This window comes from Bifidobacterium sp. ESL0775 (genome assembly GCF_029395475.1).
Classification (GTDB): domain Bacteria; phylum Actinomycetota; class Actinomycetes; order Actinomycetales; family Bifidobacteriaceae; genus Bifidobacterium.
The window spans coordinates 313,127-337,874 of record NZ_CP113917.1 but is presented as its reverse complement, the minus strand read 5'-3'; the positions used below and the strand labels follow the sequence as shown (position 1 = coordinate 337,874).

Below are 24,748 nucleotides of genomic sequence, written 5' to 3'. Positions count from 1 at the left end.
TTGTCAGTACTCAAAACTTTTGCTAGCGTTTGCGAAAATTTGCTTACTTCGTCTTGTTCAATGCGACATGAGCACGACTCATCGCCACACCACCGAAAACTTCGCGCGCGTCCACCAACGATTCCAGAACGGCGCCACCGACCATATAATGAGTACAAACAACACAAAGGCGGACGCATGGCAACAGACATCAGGGAGGTCGCGCGGGCGGCGGGGGTCTCGATCTCCACCGTCTCCCGCACATTTACCAAGCCGGAGCTCGTCGCGCCTCGGACGCGCACGAAAGTGACGCAGGCCGCCGAAAAACTCGGATTCCATATCTCACGTTCCGCGGCGGCGCTCAAAAGCGGGCAGACCATGCGCATCGCCTTGCTTACCAGCGACGGGGTGTCGACGTGGTTCGACGCGCACGCTTTCGCCGGCCTCGATTCGGTCTTCCACCCGGCAGGATACGACATCTCGGTGTTCAGGATGACCACCACAGCCGAGCGCCGCGAGTTCTTCATGGACCTGCCGGTGCGCCGCAATGTGGACGCCGTCATCGTCGATTCCTTCGACATCGACCCGGAGGAGGTCTCGCGCCTCAAAACCATGCACGTGCCGATCGTGGGCATCAACGTGCCCTCACCGGTCGGCTTCGACGCCACCGTCGGCATCGACGACAAGGGCGCCATGCACACCGCCGTCGACCATCTGGCGGCACTCGGGCACCGCGACATCGGTTACATCGGTGAATACAGCCACCGGCAGTTGCATTACAGCGCGGAGTCGCGCCTGCAGGGGTTTCGCGACGCCTGCGCACAGCATGGCGACGTGCGCCCGCAGGTCCTGCTCTTCGATGCCGGCCCGCAATTCTGCGACCAGGCCATCAACGCGATTCTGACCTCGCGGCCGCGGCTCACGGCGGTCTGCTTCATCAAGGACGAGACGGCGCTGCCGATACTCTACCGGCTGCACCGCTATGGCCGCGAGGTCCCGCGCGACCTGTCCGCCATCGGGTTCGACGACATCGAGCTCGCCTCCGCGATCGGCTTGACCACACTGCACCAAGACCCCTTCGAAATCGGCGCCGAAGCGGCCCGTAAGACCTTGTCGGCCATGGACAACAAGGCGGAGGACACGACGGCAAGCCTTGCGGACGCAGGCCAATCCGAAGATCGCGCATCGGGCACCGCCACCGCGAAACAGGACCAAGGCGAAGACAGCCATCAGGAACCTCCGGCAGACGAGGCAGTCAAAGCAGCCGAGGCAGCCAGCGGCTGGCCATCCCCCGAATCATCTGACGGGAATCCTTATCAGGTCTTCCCGGTGCAACTCATGCTGCGCGACACCACGGCACCGCTGGCCGCAGCGGACGCGGCGGAAGCATCCCCGGATGAGCTGCGACGCGAACGCACCTCCTCGGTCGCTCCGGTTTCGCCGAAGGCTTCATCCTTCGCCTATGTGCCCACTCCCGCCTACCGCGGCAGGGCGTAAACCCTTTAATAACGCCATACACCTCACAGGCTGAATGTTACTGACAACGTAATCAATAATAAAATTGCAATGAATCCGCGAGTCAAACCGATAAAGTGATGATTCCATGCTAACGTTGTCAATAATCAATGTTTATTGAGACGGAACGTATCGGAAACCCAAGAAAGGCAAACATGACCGCTAACAACACACGCGACGACTGGTGGAAGCAAGCCGTCGTCTATCAGATCTACCCACGCAGCTTCAAGGACGTGAACGGAGACGGGCTCGGCGACATCGCGGGCATCACCGAGAAGATGGACTACCTCAAGGGCCTGGGCCTGGACGCAGTCTGGCTCTCGCCGTTCTACCCCTCCGAGCTGGCCGACGGCGGTTACGACGTCATCGATTACCGCAACGTCGACCCGCGGCTGGGGACAATGGACGACTTCGACCAGATGGTCGCCGCCGCGCACAAGGCCGGCCTTAAGATCATCGTCGACATCGTGCCGAACCACACCTCCGACAAGCACCGCTTCTTCCAGGAGGCGCTCAAGGCCGGGCGCGGATCGGCCGCACGCGACCGCTACATCTTCCGCGAGGGGCGCGGCAAGAACGGCGAGCTGCCGCCGAACGACTGGCAGTCGCTCTTCGGCGGCCCGGCCTGGAAGCGCGTCGACGACGGCCAGTGGTATTTCCACATCTTCGCCGCCGAGCAGCCTGACGTCAACTGGAAGAACCCGGACATCCACGAGGAGTTCAAGAAGACGTTCCGCTTCTGGAGCGACCACGGCGTCGACGGATTCCGCATCGATGTGGCGCACGGCCTGGCCAAGGACTTCGATTCCGAATCGCTGGAGAAGCTGGGCGCGGAGTTCAGTGTGCAGGCCCAGGAGAATCGCGACGGCCGCAGCCCGATGTGGGACCGCCCGGAGGTCCACGACATCTACAAGGAATGGCGCCAGGTCTTCAACGAGTACAATCCGCCGCGTTTCGCGGTGGCCGAGGCTTGGGTGATCCCCGAGCACCAGTACCTTTACGCCTCCATGGACGAGCTCGGGCAGGTCTTCAACTTCGAGTTCGCCAAGGCCAACTGGACCGTCGACGACATGCGCGCCGCCATCACCGAGGGGCTCGATTCCGCGTCGCGCACCAACGGCTCCACCTCCACTTGGGTGATGAGCAACCACGACCTTCCGCGTGTCCCCACGCGCTATGGCCTGCCGCAGGTTGCCTCGAGCGACAAGCACCAGCTCGCCAAGGACTGGCTGCTGCGCGACGGCAAGACCTATTTCGAAAACCGCGAGTTGGGCACCCGTCGCGCCCGCGCCGCGGTGTTGATGGAAATGGGCCTGCCCGGTTCCGTCTACGTCTATCAGGGCGAGGAGCTCGGGCTCTTCGAGGTGCCGAATATCCCGTGGAACCGTCTTGAGGATCCGAACGCGACGCGTACCAGCCAAAGTGCCACCGACAAGGGCCGCGACGGCTGCCGTGTGCCGCTGCCGTGGACCGCGGGCGATGAGCCGAAGCCGGCTTCCTGGGACAAGGACTTCGGCGAGGGCGCCTCGTTCGGCTTCTCGCCGGCGACCAAGGCCGATGGCACGCCCTCCGAGGCGCCACACCTGCCGCAGCCCTTGTGGTTCAAGGACTTCGCGGCCGACAAGGAGGCCAACGACCCCACTTCGATGCTGACGCTTTACCGTTCGGCAATGAAGGACCGTGCCGAGCTGCTGACCGCCACCGGCGATTATGAGAGCTTCGATTGGCTCGACTTGGGCGACGACGTCATCGCCTACACGCGCCCGGCCACCTATCAGGGCTCAGCCGCCACATTCACCAGCGTCACCAACTTCGGCGCCGCCCCGGTGGCCCTGCCCAAGGGCCGCATCCTGCTCACCTCGGCCAAGCTTGCGGCCGACGGCGGCTTGCCGCAAGACGCGAGCGCCTGGCTCCTGCTCGACAAGTAATTACTGAGCCCTACGCGATTCCCGCGTAATGATTGAGACCCGCAGAATCACTTCCGATTTTGCGGGTCTCACGTATATCAATGCGTAATACGTTTATAAACAGCGCAACTCACACATTCCAGCGGACGATGACGGGGTCGTCTTTGTAGTAGCCGAGGACCGAGTGATGGGCGGTGTCAAGGCGAAGCAGACGACCGGAATGGGGGTCGGCACGCAGCCATTGGGTGGTGACGATGCGCAGGATGTGGGCGTGTGCAACGAGCAGGACGTTGTGGCCGGCGAGGATCAGCGGGGTCACCTTGGCAATCACGCGACGCGCGCGTGCGGCCGCCTCATCGACGGTTTCGCCGGGACCATTGTGGACATCCACCGTCTCCCGGCTGGGAAGCGTGCAGGTCCAATCACCCGCCATGGTATCGGGCAGCATCTCGGGGCCTTCGTCCCAAACGCACCAATCGTGCCCTAAAATATCGCTCACTTCCTCACGTCTGCGGCCCTCGGCACCGCCATAATCCCATTCCATCAAATCGTCAAGCGTCTCAAAATCGGAATAACCGGCCAATTGCGCGGTCTCGCTGGCACGACGCAACGGACTGGAAAAGATATGCCCGCGGCCGAAGCCCTCGGGAAACACCTCACGCAACCGTTTGCCACCAGCCAGCGCCTGCCGCCGGCCGTCCTCATTCAACGGCACGTCCGTACGTCCTGTGTACTGTCCGCTGAGACTCCACGCCGTCTGACCATGGCGCAGCAATACCAAATAACCGGGTTTCGAGGCCCCTTCGCCTGAAGTAAGGAAATTACTCATACCGCCACTTTAACTCAGGCTACGCTCGTGGGCAAAAAGCGCTCGGGCGCGATTCGGGAACGAAGCGCGGATCTGCTTCATGTCCGGCTTTGGCACACGCACTTAAGCGCTTTCATAAACGGATAATCTGCCACCCAAGATTTCGCGGCATCGCCACGGACAGTGCGCCGTCTATCATGAAGACATGCACGCACGACACAGCAAAACCGCAGTGGAGGAATCCGAGAAGAAGGCCTTCGGGGATTCAGGCACACCCGCATGGGATTCTTTCATGCCTGCCGAATCGTCCGAAAACCACTCAGCAGGTGACACGGCAGCGCCTTCCTCAAGCCAGCCGAAGTCAATGCCAGCGTCATCTTCGTCATCTTCGCCGTCTTCACCATCTTCGCCGTTGTCATCGCCATCCGCATCCTCATTCGCTGCCGTGACGGCATCGCCGGCATCCTCATCGTCATTCTCATCGTCGGATTTCAATCCGGCTTCCAACTCATCCTCCAATCCATCTTCGTCGGCCGACCGCATCGTCGAAAGCCTTCACCGCGTCGACCAGAAAGTAGCCACCATGCGTCAGAACCGTTTGCAAGACCCGGACACCTTGGGCGACAAAATCTTCAAGATCGTGATGCCTACTGTTCTGGGAGCGTTGGCCGGCAAGGTATTCAAAACCATTTGGGACAGCCGCGTCACCAATCGTCGCGGGCCGGCGGGCGGCGACGCGGCCGAAGACGCGAACCAGCAAGGCTTCGTCGCCAGCATCATTTTCGCGGCGGTTTCGGCGGCGTTCAGTTCCGTCATCTCGACACTCGGCACGCGCGGCTCGGATGCGCTGGTCACCCGCCGTCAGAACCGGCGTAACGGGAAATAGACGATAGCGCAGCTGACCACCCCGACAAATGTCACTTTCGGGACGCTATCTGACGACGACTGAACGAAAAGCGACAATTACGGCCCCCAATTGTCGCTTTTGGCATAGCACTCATTCGCAAGCGCGCATTTCGCGACAAATAACCAGCCGCGATAGCATATGATGTCACTGCGGCGCAACATCACGAGACGAATAGATACCAATCTCACATTCGCCTCATTACCCAGAGCGGAAAAACGTTGGCTTGTTTCGCTTCTTTTTGAAAGAATGGCATTATGACTGAATCAACAAACGATCTTCGCACCAATGAGACCATCGAAACACTGCTCAACCGCCGCTCGATCCGCAAGTTCAAGCCGGACGCCATCGACGAGCGGACCGTCGCCACGCTTGAGATCGTCGCGCAGCACGCCGCCTCCAGCCAATATCTGCAGGACTGGTCGGCCGTGCGCGTTGAGGACCAGGAGCTCAAAAGCGCCATCGCGGCGATCTGCAACCAGATTTACGTGGCCGAGGCGCCGTTGCTTTACCTTTTCATCGCCGACGAGCACCGCAACGCCGCCATCGCCACGCGCAAGGGAGTCAAGGTCCACTCCACCGAATTCACGCTCAACGCGAGCTACCGCTTCTCGCAAGCCCAGAACGACGCCGTGCTCGCGCTGCACGCCATGGAAACGGCGGCATATTCGCTCGATCTAGGCTGCGTCATCCTCGGCTCCGTGCTCAATGACGCCAGCAAGCTCATCGAATTGCTGCATCTGCCCGAATTCACCTACCCGGTGCTGGGCCTCGCCATCGGCAAGCCCGACCAATCGCCGACCTTGAAGCCACGCATGGAACGCGATGACCAGTTCTTCGTCGACCGCTACCCCGCCGATGACGAGCAACTGCTCCACGGACTCGACGACTTCGACACTGTGGTCCATAAGTATTACGATTTGCGCAACACCTCGCGTCCGGTGGACGCCTTCAGCGACCAGATCGCCAACAACGCCGTCGACACCGGCGTCTTCAACCGCGCCGTCAAGCCGGTCGCCGAGGCCCAAGGCTTCCGCCTCGACCACTGAACCTGATTCGATTTCATAGAGTGCACATTCTTCGCACTAACGTCAAGAAGGTGCACTTTACGTAAACCAACTTGCAGGTTTTTGACGCCACCGTCAAGAAAGTGCACTTTACAAGAGCCAACTTGCATTTTCCCGACATTATCATCAAGAAAGTGCGACTAGCCCAAAAATCGCTCCTCGCTTCTCACACAGCCAGATATCCCGCTACCGTCTACGGGGTTTGAAGCCGCGCTTGCGGGAGCGGGGCTTGCCGCGTTGCGCGGCGGCCTGAGCGCTGACGCCACGCAGGAATTGTTCCTCTTTCGGGTCGTGATGGGTCAAGTGCCAGCCACCGCAATATTCACACCGATAGACCCACAGCTCGGCATCGCGCTCGATGAAGGCCTGCCGGGCGGCGCGCTCGGCCTGGGCCTTGTCGTGGTAGATGATCTTGCGCGAGCTGGCGCAACGTTTCGGGGTGAAATAGTGCACGAGACCACCCTAGCAACGCGGGATTACAGGCGACTGAATGGTTTCTAGCATCCGCACATGATATGCGAAAAAACGATCACTGAGCAACGCTAAATGAACGTTTTCTAGCATCAGGCGGTGCATATGCAAAAACAATCACTGAGAGATTCTGAATGAACAGTTTCTTGCTTCTGCACGTGAACATGCGAAAAACATCACTGAGTACGTATGAATGAATGTTTTTTTCAGCACAGCTCCACAAGAACGCAGAAAACCGCTCACTCTGCAGTCGGGTATGAACGGTTTTCGGCGTAGACGATTGATGTTTTACGGCAGATCGTTGCCAGCGGCGACGTAAAGGTCGTACCACTCCTGGGCGCTGATTTCGACGTCCGCGCCAGCCATCATCTCCCTCAAGCGGCTCGGTGTCATTGAGCCCAGCAGCACCTGCATCTTGGCGGGGTGACGAAGAATCCACGCCACGGCGATCGCGTTCTTGCTGACTCCGTGCGCATCGGCGACACGTTGCAATGTTTTGTTGAGCTCGGGGTACTTCGGGTTGTCGATGAACACGCCCCCGAAGAAGCCGAACTGGAACGGGCTCCACGCCTGAATGGTCATCTTCTTGAGACGCGAGTAGCTGATCAGCCCGCCGTCATGGTCGATGCTCGGGGCGTCATCCATATTGACGTGAAACTCCTGCCGCACCATGCCGGTGTGGCCCAGCCCGAACTGCAGCTGGTTGACCTCGAGCTTCTGGTCCAGCGCGCTCTGCAACAGCTCGACCTGCATCGGGTTCACGTTGCTCACTCCGAAATGACGCACCTTGCCACTGGTTTGCAGCTCGTTGAACGCCTCGGCCAGCTCATCGAGCTCGACGAGTGTATCGGGGCGGTGCAGGAGCACGAAATCGACGTAATCGGTCTGCAGGTTCTTCAGCTCGCTGTCGAGCGCGGCAACAAGATGGCCCTTCGAGAAGTTGTAACGCGTGATGTCGTCGCTCGCCGGGTCGCGGTAGATGCCGAATTTCGTCTGGACATAGATCGAGCCGCGGTCCACGCCCACGTCCTTGAGCGCCTGGCCAAGCCGCCTGGTGCTCTCGCCGGCGCCGTAGCAATCGGCGGTGTCAAAGAAGTTGATGCCACCGTCCAACGCGGTACGCACGATTTCCTTCGCCTCGTCCCGGGTCTTGCTGCGGATGCGCATCGCGCCGAGGGCCGTGCGCGAGGCTTTCACGCCCGATGTTCCGAGTTCGCTGTATTTCATTATTGGCCGCACTTTCCTTGGTATTTCGTCAGTACTCCCAGTCTAAGGCGTGACCGCGAAATACCTATATTCTCAACTTTGAACGCTGCCAAGATATGAGAGAGCACCCTGCCCGATACCAAAAGAAAACCATTTGATATAAGACAGGACGCCTCTTACCAGCCTTGACATAACACACAAGTCATGCTCCGCGCACAATTTAGACGGAGTACACAGCTAGTATTCTTGAATCAACCATCAGTCGTCGTAGCGACGACGGCGGATGATTTCCAAACCAATGGCAAGCACCAGCATGGAGACCATCACCCCCATCGGTGCTGCGACTTCAGCGCCGGTGGAAGCCACCGTCTTCCTCTTCCGGTGGACATTGAGCCACCGTTGACCACCAGGACTAATTAACCACCGTCCAGCAGATAGCGTGTGCAGCCACGAGCCACCGGCAGGCGTGTCAAGCCACGCCCAACCAGCCGTCGTGTCAAGCCACGCCCAACCGAACGACGTGTCAAGCCAAGCATGACCAGATTGACCAGCGACCCAAGCGGTACCCGAAGGATCGGAAAGCCAAGAAAGACCTCTATGCGAATTGAGCCAAGCGATACCATCAGTCGTGTCAAGCCAAGCCTGACCAGCAGCTGTTCCAAGCCAAGTACGGCCTGCAGACATGTCGAGCCAATCCCAACCGAACGATGTACCAAGCCAAGCATGACCAGATTGGCCGTGGACCCATGCAGTCTTCGAAGAGTTGGAAATCCAAGCGATACCGTCAGGCGTGTCAAGCCAAGCCTTACCAACTGAACTGCCAAGCCAAGCCTGACCAGGCGCTGTACCGAGCCATTCGTCACCGAATGACGAGCCTAGCCAAGAGGTATCGGATGAACCATGGAGCCAACCAGTATCCGAAGGATTGGAGACCCACCCTTGCCCCTCAGGAGTCTCAAGCCAAGCATGACCATCAGACGTACCAAGCCAAGCATGACCCGGATTCGTGCCAAGCCACTTATGGCCCTTAGGAGTATTCAACCAGTTATGCCCTTCAAGAGTCTCAAGCCATCCGAAGCTCGGCGGCTCCGTGAACTGAGTCTTGGTCCAATGGGCCACAACTGTGACATCACTGACAGCAAGGGCGGCCGGATCATAAGGCACCCAGCTGCGCACAAGGCTTTCCATAAACCAACCATCGAAGCGGTAGCCAGAACGAACCGGAGTAGGCAATGGACCCAACGGATCGCCCAAAGGAACCCGACGTGAAGGAATGGCCTCGCCACCCTCAACATCAATCGTGATGGTGATCAATGGCACCCATTTCGCTGTCAAGGTTAAGTTGGAGGTGATCGGAGTGGAGAAGTCGAACCTGTGTGTCCCACCAACACCGTCGGTCAGCCAGCCCTTGAATGCGTAATCGTTCTTAGCCGGCTCGGCCGGCTCCGAGTTGATCTTGTCACCGTCGTTGACAGTGATTGGCGAAGTCGGGGCGGGCGAACCACCTTGGACATCGAACCTGACCGTACGAACGATGCGGGTCCATTTGGCCGTGAGCGTGATGTTGTGAGTGACCGGCGTAGTGAACACATATGACGTGCTGCCGTCAGCCGTCCAGTAGTCAAACGAGTAGTGAGTACGGGTCGGATCCGTAGGACTCGACACAGGATCACCATCTCCGACAGGCACCGAAGTGGCTGCTGAGCCGTTGGCCGGGTTGAAAGTAACGGTGTGCATAATTCGTGTCCAGCTCGCCTTCAACGTAACGTCGTGGTCAGGAATCGTCGTCGAACCGAAGTTCCATTCCGCCCATCTGCCTGGAGTAATTTCGTACTGCCAGTTGACGAAATCATAACCCGGCTTCGTGGGATTGGTCACAGGTTTCACCAACCGAGTGCCATAGTTATGAGGGACAGCACCAACAGGCGCCGAACCACCAGTGCCGGTATTCAGATCATAGGTCACATTGTGGCTATGTACCGTCCAATCAGCACGTAGTGTCAGATCATCTGTCACCGGCGTCGTGAACACATAGTCAGTCCATGGACCACTGCCTGGCGTCACCTGATACTGCCACTCACGGAACGTATAGCCCTCACGCGTCGGACGCGTCGGACGCGAGACCGCTGTGTTGTATTCCACATGGTCTGTGGAGGTGGCAGGGGTTCCGCCATGGCCATCGAAAGTCACAGTGTACGATTTTATCGTCCAATGCGCCTTCAAGGTCACATCATGATCGGGAACCGTCATGGTGTCGAAACGCCAGTCGGTCCACGGGCCGCTGCCAGGCGTCACCTGATACTGCCAACCGGTGAACGTGTAGCCGGTCTTTGTCGGATGCGCCGGCTCAGTCAGACGTGTGCCATAGCTGTGTGCGACCGGACCGGAGGGCACTGAAGGACCAGCGCCACCAGCCAGTTCGTAGGTCACGTTGTACGGGTTCGGCGTCCAATCAGCCCGCAACTTCAAGTTGTGCGCAGGAACTCTCATGATGCTGAAGTCCCAATCGACCCATGGACCACTGCCAGGTGTCACCTGGTACTGCCACTTACGGAACGTATAGCCTGTACGAGACGGATCAGTAGGCGGCGTCAATTGCGTATCATAATCCGCATGATCAGTCGATGTGGAGGGGATGCCACCATGACCATCATAAGTGATCGTGTAATTGATAGGCGTCCACGTCGGACGAATCAGCAGATTTTGAGCCGGAACGCGGTCAGCGGCAAAGTTCCATTCTGCCCACGTTGAACCGTTGTCGACCGAAGACTGCCAGCTGGCGAAGGTATAACCCTCACGCGTTGGATGATCCGGTTCCCTCAATTGCGAACCATAAGGTTTGGGAGTTGAAGCGGGCAGAGCCGAACCTCCGTTAACGTCGTAAGACACATTGTAGTTTCTCGCCTTCCAGTCCGGGCGGACCGTGATCGCGTAGGCCGGAACCGTGGTGGCGCCGAACACGAACGCGCCCCAGCTGTCACTGCTGCCCGTCCTCCGGTACAGCCAGCCCTGCCGCGAATACCCCTCGCGCGACACGCCCGGCTCCGGCGAGACCGCCGAACCGTACGCCACCGGCCCGTCCACCGGAGGCACGCCCGTCCACGAACCCCCGGCCGCGTCATAGCTCACCCGGTAGTTTTTCACCGTCCACGTCGGACGCACCGACAGGTCGCTGTCCGGCATGCTCGACGGGAAACCGGGCGACCACGTCGCGCCATGATCCGTCGAATGCTCCCACGCCGCGAACTCATGGCCCTCGCGCGTCGGGGCAGGAGGCGCCGACAACGCCGTCCCATACGCCGTCGAACCACCCGAAGGCAACACCGAACCCCCATTGCGCTCATACGAAAGGGCATGGTGGTTCACCTCCCAGTCCGGGCGCACCACGATGCCGTAGTCCGGCATCGGCGTCGAGCCGAACACGAACGCCTCCCAGTCGTCCGTGCTGCCCACCATCCGGTACTGCCACCCGTCCTGCGTGTAGCCCTCACGGGACGGATGCGCCGGCTCCGGCGAGACCGCCGCGCCATAGGGCTGCCTGGCGATCATGGACGGGGCCGCGCCCGGCCACGCGCCGCCAGCCGCGTCGAACTCCACGGTATGGCGGTTCGGCATCCAGTGCGGCCGGATCGTGATGTCGTAATCCGGCATCGCCGTGCCCGTGCCCGCCACGCCGAACACGAACGCCCCCCACTCGTCCAGGCTGCCCGTCTTGCGGTACTGCCAGCCATGCTGCGTATAACCAGCACGCGACGTCGCAGGCGCAGGCGCCCGGACAATCGTCGAACCATAATCCACCGGGCCGTCCACCGGCAACGGCGACGCCGTCCACGCACCGCCGGCCGCATCATACGACACCCGATGATGATTCGGCGTCCACCGGGCCTGGAGGACCACGTCGCGGTCCGGCATGATGTCGCTGTCGAAGTCCCAGTCGGCCCACGGGCCGGAGCCCGCCGGCTGCCACTGCCACGAACCAAACTCGTAGCCTGTCCTCGTAGGACTGGTCACCGGCTTCGTCAGCTTCGTGCCATAGTCATGCCGATCCGGGCCGGCCGGCGCCGAACCGCCAACACCGCCGTTCAGCACATAGGTCACCTGATGGTGGTTCGCCTTCCAGTCCGGGCGGACCGTGATCGCGTAGGCCGGAACCGTGGTGGCGCCGAACACGAACGCGCCCCAGCTGTCACTGCTGCCCGTCCTCCGGTACAGCCAGCCGTCCTGCGTGTAACCCTCGCGCGACGCCGACGGCGCCGAAGACGCCGAGACCGCCGAACCGTACGCCACCGGGCCGTCCACCGGAGGCACGCCAGTCCACGAACCCCCGGCCGCGTCGTAAGACACATTGTAGTTTTTCACCGTCCACGTCGGACGCACCGACAGGTCGCTGTCCGGCATGCTCGACGGGAAACCGGGCGACCACGTCGCGCCATGATCCGTCGAATGCTCCCACGCCGCGAACTCATGGCCCTCGCGCGTCGGGGCAGGAGGCGCCGACAACGCCGTCCCATACGCCGTCGAACCACCCGAAGGCAACACCGAACCCCCATTGCGCTCATACGAAAGGGCATGGTGGTTCACGTCCCACCGGGCGTGGAGGACCAGGTCCGCGTCCGGCATCGTGGCCGGGAACGCGTAGTCCTCCCAGTCGCCCGGCGACGCCTCGTACTGCCACGCCCGGAACGCGTAGCCCGTCCGAACCGGGTCCGCGACCCTCGGGAACGCCTCGCCGAAACCGGTCGTGCGCACCGACGCGGACGAACCGTCCACCGGGTCGTACGTCACCGAATGCGGGTTCGCCGTCCAATGCGCCCGCAGCGCCACGTCGTGGTCCGGCATCGTCGTCACGCCGAAGTCCCAGTCGGCCCACGGGCCGCTGCCCGGCGTCTCCTGGTACTGCCAGCCGGCCAGGAAATAGCCCGCCCGCGAAGGAGCCGCGGGCCGCGACACAGCCGTCGAGCCATACGCCACGCCCGTCTGGGGCGCCGGGTCCGGCGACCCGCCGTTCGCGTCGAACGACACGTCGTGGTGGTTCGCCTTCCAGTCCGGGCGGACCGTGATCGCGTAGGCCGGAACCGTGGTGGCGCCGAACACGAACGCGCCCCAGCTGTCACTGCTGCCCGTCCTCCGGTACAGCCAGCCCTGCCGCGAATACCCCTCGCGCGACACGCCCGGCTCCGGCGAGACCGCCGAACCGTACGCCACCGGCCCGTCCACCGGAGGCACGCCCGTCCACGAACCCCCGGCCGCGTCATAGCTCACCCGGTAGTTTTTCACCGTCCACGTCGGACGCACCGACAGGTCGCTGTCCGGCATGCTCGACGGGAAACCGGGCGACCACGTCGCGCCATGATCCGTCGAATGCTCCCACGCCGCGAACTCATGGCCCTCGCGCGTCGGGGCAGGAGGCGCCGACAACGCCGTCCCATACGCCGTCGAACCACCCGAAGGCAACACCGAACCCCCATTGCGCTCATACGAAAGGGCATGGTGGTTCACCTCCCAGTCCGGGCGCACCACGATGCCGTAGTCCGGCATCGGCGTCGAGCCGAACACGAACGCCTCCCAGTCGTCCGTGCTGCCCACCATCCGGTACTGCCACCCGTCCTGCGTGTAGCCCTCACGGGACGGATGCGCCGGCTCCGGCGAGACCGCCGCGCCATAGGGCTGCCTGGCGATCATGGACGGGGCCGCGCCCGGCCACGCGCCGCCAGCCGCGTCGAACTCCACGGTATGGCGGTTCGGCATCCAGTGCGGCCGGATCGTGATGTCGTAATCCGGCATCGCCGTGCCCGTGCCCGCCACGCCGAACACGAACGCCCCCCACTCGTCCAGGCTGCCCGTCTTGCAGTACTGCCAGCCATGCTGCGTATAACCAGCACGCGACGTCGCAGGCGCAGGCGCCCGGACAATCGTCGAACCATAATCCACCGGGCCGTCCACCGGCAACGGCGACGCCGTCCACGCACCGCCGGCCGCATCATACGACACCCGATGATGATTCGGCGTCCACCGGGCCTGGAGGACCACGTCGCGGTCCGGCATGATGTCGCTGTCGAAGTCCCAGTCGGCCCACGGGCCGGAGCCCGCCGGCTGCCACTGCCACGAACCAAACTCGTAGCCTGTCCTCGTAGGACTGGTCACCGGCTTCGTCAGCTTCGTGCCATAGTCATGCCGATCCGGGCCGGCCGGCGCCGAACCGCCAACACCGCCGTTCAGCACATAGGTCACCTGATGGTGGTTCGCCTTCCAGTCCGGGCGGACCGTGATCGCGTAGGCCGGAACCGTGGTGGCGCCGAACACGAACGCGCCCCAGCTGTCACTGCTGCCCGTCCTCCGGTACAGCCAGCCGTCCTGCGTGTAACCCTCGCGCGACGCCGACGGCGCCGAAGACGCCGAGACCGCCGAACCGTACGCCACCGGGCCGTCCACCGGAGGCACGCCAGTCCACGAACCCCCGGCCGCGTCGTAAGACACATTGTAGTTTTTCACCGTCCACGTCGGACGCACCGACAGGTCGCTGTCCGGCATGCTCGACGGGAAACCGGGCGACCACGTCGCGCCATGGTCCGTCGAATGCTCCCACGCCGCGAACTCATGGCCCTCGCGCGTCGGGGCAGGAGGCGCCGACAACGCCGTCCCATACGCCGTCGAACCACCCGAAGGCAACACCGAACCCCCATTGCGCTCATACGAAAGGGCATGGTGGTTCACGTCCCACCGGGCGTGGAGGACCAGGTCCGCGTCCGGCATCGTGGCCGGGAACGCGTAGTCCTCCCAGTCGCCCGGCGACGCCTCGTACTGCCACGCCCGGAACGCGTAGCCCGTCCGAACCGGGTCCGCGACCCTCGGGAACGCCTCGCCGAAACCGGTCGTGCGCACCGACGCGGACGAACCGTCCACCGGGTCGTACGTCACCGAATGCGGGTTCGCCGTCCAATGCGCCCGCAGCGCCACGTCGTGGTCCGGCATCGTCGTCACGCCGAAGTCCCAGTCGGCCCACGGGCCGCTGCCCGGCGTCTCCTGGTACTGCCAGCCGGCCAGGAAATAGCCCGCCCGCGAAGGAGCCGCGGGCCGCGACACAGCCGTCGAGCCATACGCCACGCCCGTCTGGGGCGCCGGGTCCGGCGACCCGCCGTTCGCGTCGAACGACACGTCGTGGTGGTTCGCCTTCCAGTCCGGGCGGACCGTGATCGCGTAGGCCGGAACCGTGGTGGCGCCGAACACGAACGCGCCCCAGCTGTCACTGCTGCCCGTCCTCCGGTACAGCCAGCCCTGCCGCGAATACCCCTCGCGCGACACGCCCGGCTCCGGCGAGACCGCCGAACCGTACGCCACCGGCCCGTCCACCGGAGGCACGCCCGTCCACGAACCCCCGGCCGCGTCATAGCTCACCCGGTAGTTTTTCACCGTCCACGTCGGACGCACCGACAGGTCGCTGTCCGGCATGCTCGACGGGAAACCGGGCGACCACGTCGCGCCATGATCCGTCGAATGCTCCCACGCCGCGAACTCATGGCCCTCGCGCGTCGGGGCAGGAGGCGCCGACAACGCCGTCCCATACGCCGTCGAACCACCCGAAGGCAACACCGAACCCCCATTGCGCTCATACGAAAGGGCATGGTGGTTCACCTCCCAGTCCGGGCGCACCACGATGCCGTAGTCCGGCATCGGCGTCGAGCCGAACACGAACGCCTCCCAGTCGTCCGTGCTGCCCACCATCCGGTACTGCCACCCGTCCTGCGTGTAGCCCTCACGGGACGGATGCGCCGGCTCCGGCGAGACCGCCGCGCCATAGGGCTGCCTGGCGATCATGGACGGGGCCGCGCCCGGCCACGCACCGCCAGCCGCGTCGAACTCCACGGTATGGCGGTTCGGCATCCAGTGCGGCCGGATCGTGATGTCGTAATCCGGCATCGCCGTGCCCGTGCCCGCCACGCCGAACACGAACGCCCCCCACTCGTCCAGGCTGCCCGTCTTGCGGTACTGCCAGCCATGCTGCGTATAACCAGCACGCGACGTCGCAGGCGCAGGCGCCCGGACAATCGTCGAACCATAATCCACCGGGCCGTCCACCGGCAACGGCGACGCCGTCCACGCACCGCCGGCCGCATCATACGACACCCGATGATGATTCGGCGTCCACCGGGCCTGGAGGACCACGTCGCGGTCCGGCATGATGTCGCTGTCGAAGTCCCAGTCGGCCCACGGGCCGGAGCCCGCCGGCTGCCACTGCCACGAACCAAACTCGTAGCCTGTCCTCGTAGGACTGGTCACCGGCTTCGTCAGCTTCGTGCCATAGTCATGCCGATCCGGGCCGGCCGGCGCCGAACCGCCAACACCGCCGTTCAGCACATAGGTCACCTGATGGTGGTTCGCCTTCCAGTCCGGGCGGACCGTGATCGCGTAGGCCGGAACCGTGGTGGCGCCGAACACGAACGCGCCCCAGCTGTCACTGCTGCCCGTCCTCCGGTACAGCCAGCCGTCCTGCGTGTAACCCTCGCGCGACGCCGACGGCGCCGAAGACGCCGAGACCGCCGAACCGTACGCCACCGGGCCGTCCACCGGAGGCACGCCAGTCCACGAACCCCCGGCCGCGTCGTAAGACACATTGTAGTTTTTCACCGTCCACGTCGGACGCACCGACAGGTCGCTGTCCGGCATGCTCGACGGGAAACCGGGCGACCACGTCGCGCCATGGTCCGTCGAATGCTCCCACGCCGCGAACTCATGGCCCTCGCGCGTCGGGGCAGGAGGCGCCGACAACGCCGTCCCATACGCCGTCGAACCACCCGAAGGCAACACCGAACCCCCATTGCGCTCATACGAAAGGGCATGGTGGTTCACGTCCCACCGGGCGTGGAGGACCAGGTCCGCGTCCGGCATCGTGGCCGGGAACGCGTAGTCCTCCCAGTCGCCCGGCGACGCCTCGTACTGCCACGCCCGGAACGCGTAGCCCGTCCGAACCGGGTCCGCGACCCTCGGGAACGCCTCGCCGAAACCGGTCGTGCGCACCGACGCGGACGAACCGTCCACCGGGTCGTACGTCACCGAATGCGGGTTCGCCGTCCAATGCGCCCGCAGCGCCACGTCGTGGTCCGGCATCGTCGTCACGCCGAAGTCCCAGTCGGCCCACGGGCCGCTGCCCGGCGTCTCCTGGTACTGCCAGCCGGCCAGGAAATAGCCCGCCCGCGAAGGAGCCGCGGGCCGCGACACAGCCGTCGAGCCATACGCCACGCCCGTCTGGGGCGCCGGGTCCGGCGACCCGCCGTTCGCGTCGAACGACACGTCGTGGTGGTTCGCCTTCCAGTCCGGGCGGACCGTGATCGCGTAGGCCGGAACCGTGGTGGCGCCGAACACGAACGCGCCCCAGCTGTCACTGCTGCCCGTCCTCCGGTACAGCCAGCCCTGCCGCGAATACCCCTCGCGCGACACGCCCGGCTCCGGCGAGACCGCCGAACCGTACGCCACCGGCCCGTCCACCGGAGGCACGCCCGTCCACGAACCCCCGGCCGCGTCATAGCTCACCCGGTAGTTTTTCACCGTCCACGTCGGACGCACCGACAGGTCGCTGTCCGGCATGCTCGACGGGAAACCGGGCGACCACGTCGCGCCATGATCCGTCGAATGCTCCCACGCCGCGAACTCATGGCCCTCGCGCGTCGGGGCAGGAGGCGCCGACAACGCCGTCCCATACGCCGTCGAACCACCCGAAGGCAACACCGAACCCCCATTGCGCTCATACGAAAGGGCATGGTGGTTCACCTCCCAGTCCGGGCGCACCACGATGCCGTAGTCCGGCATCGGCGTCGAGCCGAACACGAACGCCTCCCAGTCGTCCGTGCTGCCCACCATCCGGTACTGCCACCCGTCCTGCGTGTAGCCCTCACGGGACGGATGCGCCGGCTCCGGCGAGACCGCCGCGCCATAGGGCTGCCTGGCGATCATGGACGGGGCCGCGCCCGGCCACGCACCGCCAGCCGCGTCGAACTCCACGGTATGGCGGTTCGGCATCCAGTGCGGCCGGATCGTGATGTCGTAATCCGGCATCGCCGTGCCCGTGCCCGCCACGCCGAACACGAACGCCCCCCACTCGTCCAGGCTGCCCGTCTTGCAGTACTGCCAGCCATGCTGCGTATAACCAGCACGCGACGTCGCAGGCGCAGGCGCCCGGACAATCGTCGAACCATAATCCACCGGGCCGTCCACCGGCAACGGCGACGCCGTCCACGCACCGCCGGCCGCATCATACGACACCCGATGATGATTCGGCGTCCACCTCGGGCGCACCGTGAAGTCATAGGCCGGTACCGTTGTCGAGCCGAACACGAACGACTCCCAGTCGTCCAGGCTGCCCGTCTTGCGGTACTGCCAGCCATGCTGCGTATAACCAGTACGCGACGGTGCGGCCGGCGCCGAAGACACCGCGACCGTCGAACCATAGACCACCGAACCGCCTGAAGGCGCCACGCCTGGCCACAATCCCTCATCCGCGTCATACGAAAGGTTATAGCTTCTCACCCTCCAGTTCGGGCGGATCGTGATCGCGTAGTCCGGCATCGTCGTCGAGCCGAACACGAACGCGCCCCAGCTGTCACTGCTGTCCGTCTTCCGGTACAGCCAGCCCTGCCGCGAATACCCCTCGCGCGACACGCCCGGCTCCGGTAACGAGGCCACCACCGAACCATAATTATGCTCGGCATCACCGGGCAGCGTGCCCGTACCGTTGTCCAAGTCGTAATGCACCGTATGATGATTCGGCTGCCACTTCGGGCGGATTGTAATCGGGTAATCTGGCATCCTCGTAGTTCCGGGATTGTACAAATCGAAGAACTCAAGCTTCTGCCAGTCATCGGAACTGCCAGTCTTCCGGTACTGCCAGCCATCCTGCGTGTAACCCGTCTTCGACGGAGCGTTCGGCTCCTGATAGAATATTGACGTATATTCCACCGGCCCGTCCACCGGAGGTGTGCCCGTCCACGTGCCGCCATCTACGTCATACGTCACCTGATACGAGACAAATTCCCATTTCGGACGTATTTCGAAGTTATAGGCCGGAATATAAGTTCCAACGCCCTCCGGGCCGAATTTGAATTCTCGCCGAGCGCCACCACCAGAGGTCTGCCAAGACATCCAGCCGACAAATCTACTGCCCTTACGTGACGGATGAGCAGGCTCCGTCGAAATCGTCGTATCATACTCATACCAACCATCGCTTGGAGGCGCACCACCAGGCCACACGTAATTGGGATCTTGGTCAAACGTGACATGGTACAGCTTCGCCTTCCAATGCGCCTTCAAAGTCACGTCATGATCCGGCATAGCCGTCGTGCCGAACTCCCAGTCCGTCCACGAATTGTCGTCGCCCGCAATTGCCTCATACTGCCAACCCTTGAAATCGTAACCCGTCCTCGAAGGCTCAGCCGGAGCAGTCAACGCAGTCGTGCCATATGCTACATCTGTCATACTCGCAGGCACCGGCGAACCGTGAACTGCGTCGAACAAGATATCGTGGTGGTCCACTTTCCAGTTCGGGCGCACCGTGACCGCATAGTCCGGCATCAGCGTCGAGCCGAACACGAACGCGGCCCAGCTGTCGCTGCTGTCCGTCCGCCGGTACTGCCATCCGTCCTGAGTGTAGCCGGTCCTCGAAACCTCCGGCGCCGGAACCGGTGCGATCACCGTGCCATAGTCAACCGGCCCGTCGGTCGGAGGAGTGCCCGTCCAAGAACCTTCATCAGCGTCATACGTTACAGTATGATGATTCAGCTGCCACTTTGGGTGAATCGTGATATTGCCGTTTGGAATCGGCGTGCCGCTGCCAACCGATCCATACAAGAATGGAAACCAATCTGTACCGTTCTTGGTATATTCCCAACCGACAACCGAATGATGGTCAAGAGTCGGATGATCGGGCTCGGTCTCAATCGTCGAGCCAAAATTATAGTTTTTATCGTCGGGCAACGTGCCGCCCGTCGCACCATTCAGATCGTAATGAACCGTATAGCTGTTCGGCGTCCACTTCGGCCGAATCGTGATGGCATAGTCGGGCATAGTCGTACCAACGCTCGGAACACCGAACGTGAACGTAGCCCAGTCATCACTGCTACCTGTTTTTTTATATTCCCAGCCCATGCAGGTGTACCCCGACTTCGATGGGTACAAAGGCTCCGGGGAAAGCGTTGAATCATAATCATGGGGGCCATCCGCTGGAGGAGTGCCGTTCCATGTGCCACCAGCCACGTCATACGTGACTTGATGAGAGTTTGGCGTCCACTTCGGCCGAATCGTGATGTTGCTGGCAGGAATGGTCGTGCCCGCCGAGCCATAGGAGAACGGATTCCAGTTCACATTGTCCGTCGAATACTCCCATGAACCGAACGCATAACCCGTACGCGTCGGATGGTCAGGCTCTGATAGAAGCCTCGAGTCAAAATCGTGCCTCGCATCACCAGGCAAGGTGCCCGTACCGCTATTCAGATCGTAATGCACCTGATAGTTTTTCGGCGTCCACTTGGCTTGAAGAACCACATCGTGATCCGGCATGCTGTCGCTGTCGAAGTCCCAGTCGGCCCACGGGCCGGAGCCCGCCGGCTGCCACTGCCACGCACCGAACTCGTAGCCTGTCCTCGTAGGACTGGTCACCGGCTTCGTCAGCTTCGTGCCATAGTCATGCCGATCCGGGCCGGCCGGCGCCGAACCGCCAACACCGCCGTTCAACACATAGGTCACGTTGTGGTGGTTCGCCTTCCAGTCCGGGCGGATCGTGATGCCGTAGGCCGGCACCGTCGTCGAACCGAACAAGAACGCACCCCAGCTATCATTGCTGTCCGTCTTCCGGTACTGCCAACCCTGCCGCGTATAGCCCTCACGCGACACGCCGGGCTCCGGCGAGACCGCCGAACCGTACTCCACCGGTCCATTCACCGGAGGGACACCTGTCCACGAACCCCCATCTTTGTCATACGTCACGTTATAGCTGTTGACTTGCCAGTTCGGACGAATCGTGATGGCATAAGCTGGAATCGTGGTGATCCCGAACACGAACGTACCCCAACTGTCTGAGCTGTCCGTCTTCCGGTACTGCCAGCCATGCTGCGTATAACCCTCACGCGACGCCGACGGCGCCGAAGACGACGCAATCGTTGAACCAAAGTCCACCGGGCCGTCCACCGGCGCAGAGCCCGTCCACGAGCCCTGGTCCACGTCATAACTCACCCGATACGGATTCGGAGTATATGACGCGTGCAACGTCACATCCTCAGCCGGCATCCTCGCTGGGAACGCATAGTCTCGCCACACACCTATTGAAGCTTCGTACTGCCATGCACGGAACGTGTAGCCCGTCTTCGACGGATCCGCAACCATGGGGAACGCAGCATCGAAATTGGTCGGACGTGAAGTCACATCCGAACCATTCATCGGGTCATACGTCACTGTGTATGACTGGACTGTCCAGTCCGCTACAAGCGTCACGTCACGGTCCGGCATAGCCGTCGTGCCAAACATCCAATGCTCCCATGAGCCCGAACCCGTCGGCTGCCATTTCCAGCCAGCCAAGGTATAACCCGTCTTAGAAGGAGCCGGAGGCTGTGACACCGCCGTCGAGCCATACGCCACACCAGTCTGCCCCCCGGGGACCGGCAAGCCGCCGTCAGCGTCGAACGACACGTCGTGGTGGTTCACCTTCCAGTTCGGGCGGATCGTGAAGTCATAAGCCGGAACCGTAGTGGTACCGAACGTAAACGTCTCCCAGTCATCCATACTGCCCGTCTTGTGGTACTGCCAGCCATCCTGCGTATACCCCGTACGCGACGGCGCGTCAGGTGCCGAGGCAATCTTCGTGTTGTAGACCACCAAACCGCCCGTCGGAGGCGTTCCCGGCCAAGAGCCCTGATCCACATCGTAACTCAAGTTGTAGCTCTTAATCTCCCACTTCGGCCTGATTGTGATGTCATAGCCCGGAACCGTAGTAATACCGAACGTAAACGTCTCCCAGCCGTCCATACTGCCCGTCTTGTGGTACTGCCAGCCGTTCTGCGTGTAGCCCGTACGTGAAATCGCTGTCGAAGGAGCCGAGGCTATCGTTGAGTTGTAGGCATGCCGATCCGCCGTTGGAGCCGCACCATCCCATGTACCATCATCAGCATCATAGGATACCAAGTACGGTTTTGGCGACCATTTTGCGACTACAGCAGTATCATCGCTCAGCTCATCATCGAAACTGAACGTATCACCGGATACACTGCCCTTGTGCCAACCCTCAAACGTGTAATTTTCACGCGTCGGATCCGAGGGCGCTGTGGCCTTCTTGCTTGTCGCGTCCGCAGGAAGCGCGGTTTTCCCTGGAGCGGCGAGCACCCCGCCATTCTCATTCAAATACACCCTAGGCACACGTCCTACGGGACGTTTCACTGTACCGGTGAACTTTCCGTCCGAGGAAGCGAAACTGCCCGTATAATCCGTTATTCCGGTGTAGAACGGCAAGGCAGACACAGAGGATACAAAGTCCCACCACCAGTAGCCGCCGGCACCGCCGGCATAATCGAAGCCTCCGGCAGGAGCCGTACCAGTCAAGTCTATACCACTGCCGTCACGATCCGTGGCGTAAGGCAGCTTCGAATCAAGATTGGAATCCCCAAAATACCGATACACTTTTGGCAATTCCGGCGTCTGGCCTGTGGCGCTGAAATTCGACAACGATGCTAGTTGGCCTAATGTCGAAACATCCAGAATCTTGTTGTTATTCAAGTTCAATACTGTCAACGAGCTCAATGATCCTAAATCGGAAACACTTGAAATCTTGTTGTTAGACAAGTTCAGCGTCGTCAGAGTGGTCAAACCACCCAACTCCGACACACTGGAGACCTCGTTATTCGAAAGATTAAGAACCTGCAGAGCATTCAAGCCACTCAAAGCAGAAATATCGGCGATCTTGTTGTCACCCAAATTCAGTGACGTCAAAGCCGCCAAATTCTCCAACGCCGAGACATTCGAAATCTTGTCTCCAGAAAGCACGAGGCTCTGCAAGGATGTAAGGTTCGACAAACCTGATATATCCGAGAGATCGCTGTTGCTCCCGAGGTTCAGGTATGTCAGCGCAGTCAAATTCGACAAATCAGACGTACTTGTGATGCTGTTCTGGCTAAGGTTCAACCATGTCAGACCCGTGAGCCCACCCAATGGGGACAAATCAGAAAGATTCCTATTGTGCATGAGATTCAGATTCGTCAGCCCCGTAAGACCACGCAGCGGCCTGAGGTCGGTGACGTTGTCGTCCGTCAACTCCAGCTGCTTCAGCGCGGTCAGGTCTGACAACTTGCCCAGGTCGGAAAGATCCGTGTTCTCAACAAGATTAAGGTGCGTCATCTTGGTCAAATACTGGATGCCCTCGAGATTTGTGACGCTGCGGTTCGCAGCGTTGAGGTCAGTCGTCGCGTCGACCATCGTCTGGGTGAACGTCGCGCTCACGGTCGTGGAATTTCTTGCGGCCACAGCTGCAGCCAGACCAGTATCTGGGAAGCATTTAGTGATGGTGTTTCGGCCTATCGCGCATCCTGCAGACATCCACGTCGGATGGATGATGATGTCGTGGTCCGGAATCGGCGTGGTGCCGAACGTGAACGGGTTCCAAGTGGAACCATCGTCCTGCGAATATTCCCACGCATCAAACTGCTGATGCGCAGGTGGCGTCAAATCAGAGGTATTCGGTTCCGGGGTGATCTTCGAACCAAAATCATAATCATGGTCGTCTGGTTTGCTTCCCCAAGCCGACGCGCCATTGAGATCATAGGAGACCTTGTACTGGTCCGTCTTCCATGTCGGGCGAATACTGATATCGTAGCCAGGCATGGTTGTCGTACCGAACGTAAAGGGAACCCACGACTCTGAACTGTCTTTCTTGCGGTATTCCCAACCAGAAAGGTGATTGTGCGCCGGAATTTGCAGGTCAGCCAGCTGAGCTGCTGACGGCTTTGCGGAAACTGGGATCACATCGCCTTGGGAAGCCTGCGCGGCAGCGGTAGGCATAGAAGTCCAAGAGACTCCGTGATTGTCAAAATAATAATTATAGGGATCCTCCTCCCACTTCGGCTGCACCTCGATACCATACGCGGGCACCGACGTCACACCGAACGTGAAGCTCTGCCAATCATCGTGAGTACCACCTCTGCGATACTGCCAACCAGCAATATGGTGATGGGGGTTCGACAAACCCGACAAAACGGATGACGACAAAGTCGGAACCTTGTCACCAACCATATGTAAAGAAGGATCAGGCCTATCCGTCCATGAGCCGCCATCACCCGCCCCATATGCGACACGAGATTTGACTGGATCGATGGAAACTTCACCCCGATAACTTGTGCCGGTAGAGCCCGGAGGCATCTTACCCTGAAAATGATATTGTAAATGACCGGAGGGGCTTACAGCGCCCGAAGGCCAGCGCACCACGCCCCCAGGCCCAACTAGCGACCCACTTTCTGGTAGAAACGAAGAAAGTGTAGTATCTGAGCCGTCAACATCCTTTGGTGCAGGTGCCGTTACTGTTACATAGGTGCCATCATCAATACCCAAACGATTGAAATATTGGCCTTGAAGATCCGATCCATCAAGATGCTTACCAGAGAGTGGACTCATATCGCTGATATGATTCTCTCTTATTCTGACTCGAGATAAATGTGTAAGACCAGATAATGGAGATATATCCGAAATCTGATTCACCATGAAGGTCACACTTGTTAAATTGGTCAAATACTGCAGACCCTCAAGACTCACAATACCTGCGTTGTTGCCACTCACTCCAGTCGTGTTGTCAACAATCTGCTGAGTGAATACAGCACTAGTCGTCGTTGAAGCGCGAGAAGCTACCACCTGCGCCAATGCGGGATCG

The 24,748-nt window shown here is 61.3% G+C and carries 9 protein-coding genes; 4 read left to right on the top strand and 5 right to left on the bottom strand.

Annotated features, from left to right (window positions below):
- Positions 1-177 precede the first annotated feature (177 nt).
- Both OZX73_RS00990 and OZX73_RS00985 read left to right on the top strand, forming a co-directional pair.
- Entirely contained in the window at positions 178-1,476 is a 1,299-nt protein-coding gene (locus OZX73_RS00990) for a LacI family DNA-binding transcriptional regulator (protein ID WP_277149805.1), read from the top strand.
- A gap of 173 nt (positions 1,477-1,649) precedes the next feature.
- On the top strand, positions 1,650-3,422 hold the full coding sequence (locus OZX73_RS00985; RefSeq protein ID WP_277149804.1) for a glycoside hydrolase family 13 protein: 1,773 nt from the start codon (positions 1,650-1,652) through the stop codon (positions 3,420-3,422).
- A 109-nt stretch (positions 3,423-3,531) separates the two neighbouring features.
- Here OZX73_RS00985 and OZX73_RS00980 read toward each other — a convergent pair whose 3' ends face one another.
- Together OZX73_RS00980 and OZX73_RS00975 are read right to left on the bottom strand one after the other, a co-directional pair.
- Positions 3,532-4,230: a histidine phosphatase family protein gene (locus tag OZX73_RS00980; protein WP_277149801.1), complete on the bottom strand. Its 699-nt coding sequence runs from the start codon at positions 4,228-4,230 to the stop codon at positions 3,532-3,534.
- A gap of 174 nt (positions 4,231-4,404) precedes the next feature.
- A complete protein-coding gene (locus OZX73_RS00975; RefSeq protein WP_277149799.1) occupies positions 4,405-4,752 on the bottom strand; it encodes a hypothetical protein in 348 nt (115 codons plus the stop codon).
- Positions 4,753-4,792: 40 nt separating this feature from the next.
- Between OZX73_RS00975 and OZX73_RS00970 the strand changes: the two genes are divergently transcribed.
- Both OZX73_RS00970 and OZX73_RS00965 read left to right on the top strand, forming a co-directional pair.
- Positions 4,793-5,095, top strand: coding sequence for a DUF4235 domain-containing protein (locus OZX73_RS00970; RefSeq protein WP_277149797.1), 303 nt, complete (start codon positions 4,793-4,795; stop codon positions 5,093-5,095).
- Positions 5,096-5,370: 275 nt separating this feature from the next.
- A complete protein-coding gene (locus OZX73_RS00965; RefSeq protein WP_277149795.1) occupies positions 5,371-6,162 on the top strand; it encodes a nitroreductase family protein in 792 nt (263 codons plus the stop codon).
- 204 nt (positions 6,163-6,366) lie between these two features.
- Here the strand turns inward: OZX73_RS00965 and OZX73_RS00960 are convergent, their stop codons facing one another.
- From OZX73_RS00960 to OZX73_RS00950, 3 genes are all read right to left on the bottom strand, one after another.
- Positions 6,367-6,633, bottom strand: a complete 267-nt coding sequence (locus OZX73_RS00960) for a hypothetical protein (protein WP_277149793.1) — start codon at positions 6,631-6,633, stop codon at positions 6,367-6,369.
- 306 nt (positions 6,634-6,939) lie between these two features.
- Positions 6,940-7,878 carry an aldo/keto reductase gene (locus tag OZX73_RS00955; protein ID WP_277149792.1) on the bottom strand — a complete coding sequence of 313 codons (939 nt, stop codon included), beginning with the start codon at positions 7,876-7,878 and terminating at the stop codon, positions 6,940-6,942.
- A gap of 237 nt (positions 7,879-8,115) precedes the next feature.
- Positions 8,116-23,886: an InlB B-repeat-containing protein gene (locus tag OZX73_RS00950; RefSeq protein ID WP_277149789.1), complete on the bottom strand. Its 15,771-nt coding sequence runs from the start codon at positions 23,884-23,886 to the stop codon at positions 8,116-8,118.
- Positions 23,887-24,748: the final 862 nt, after the last annotated feature.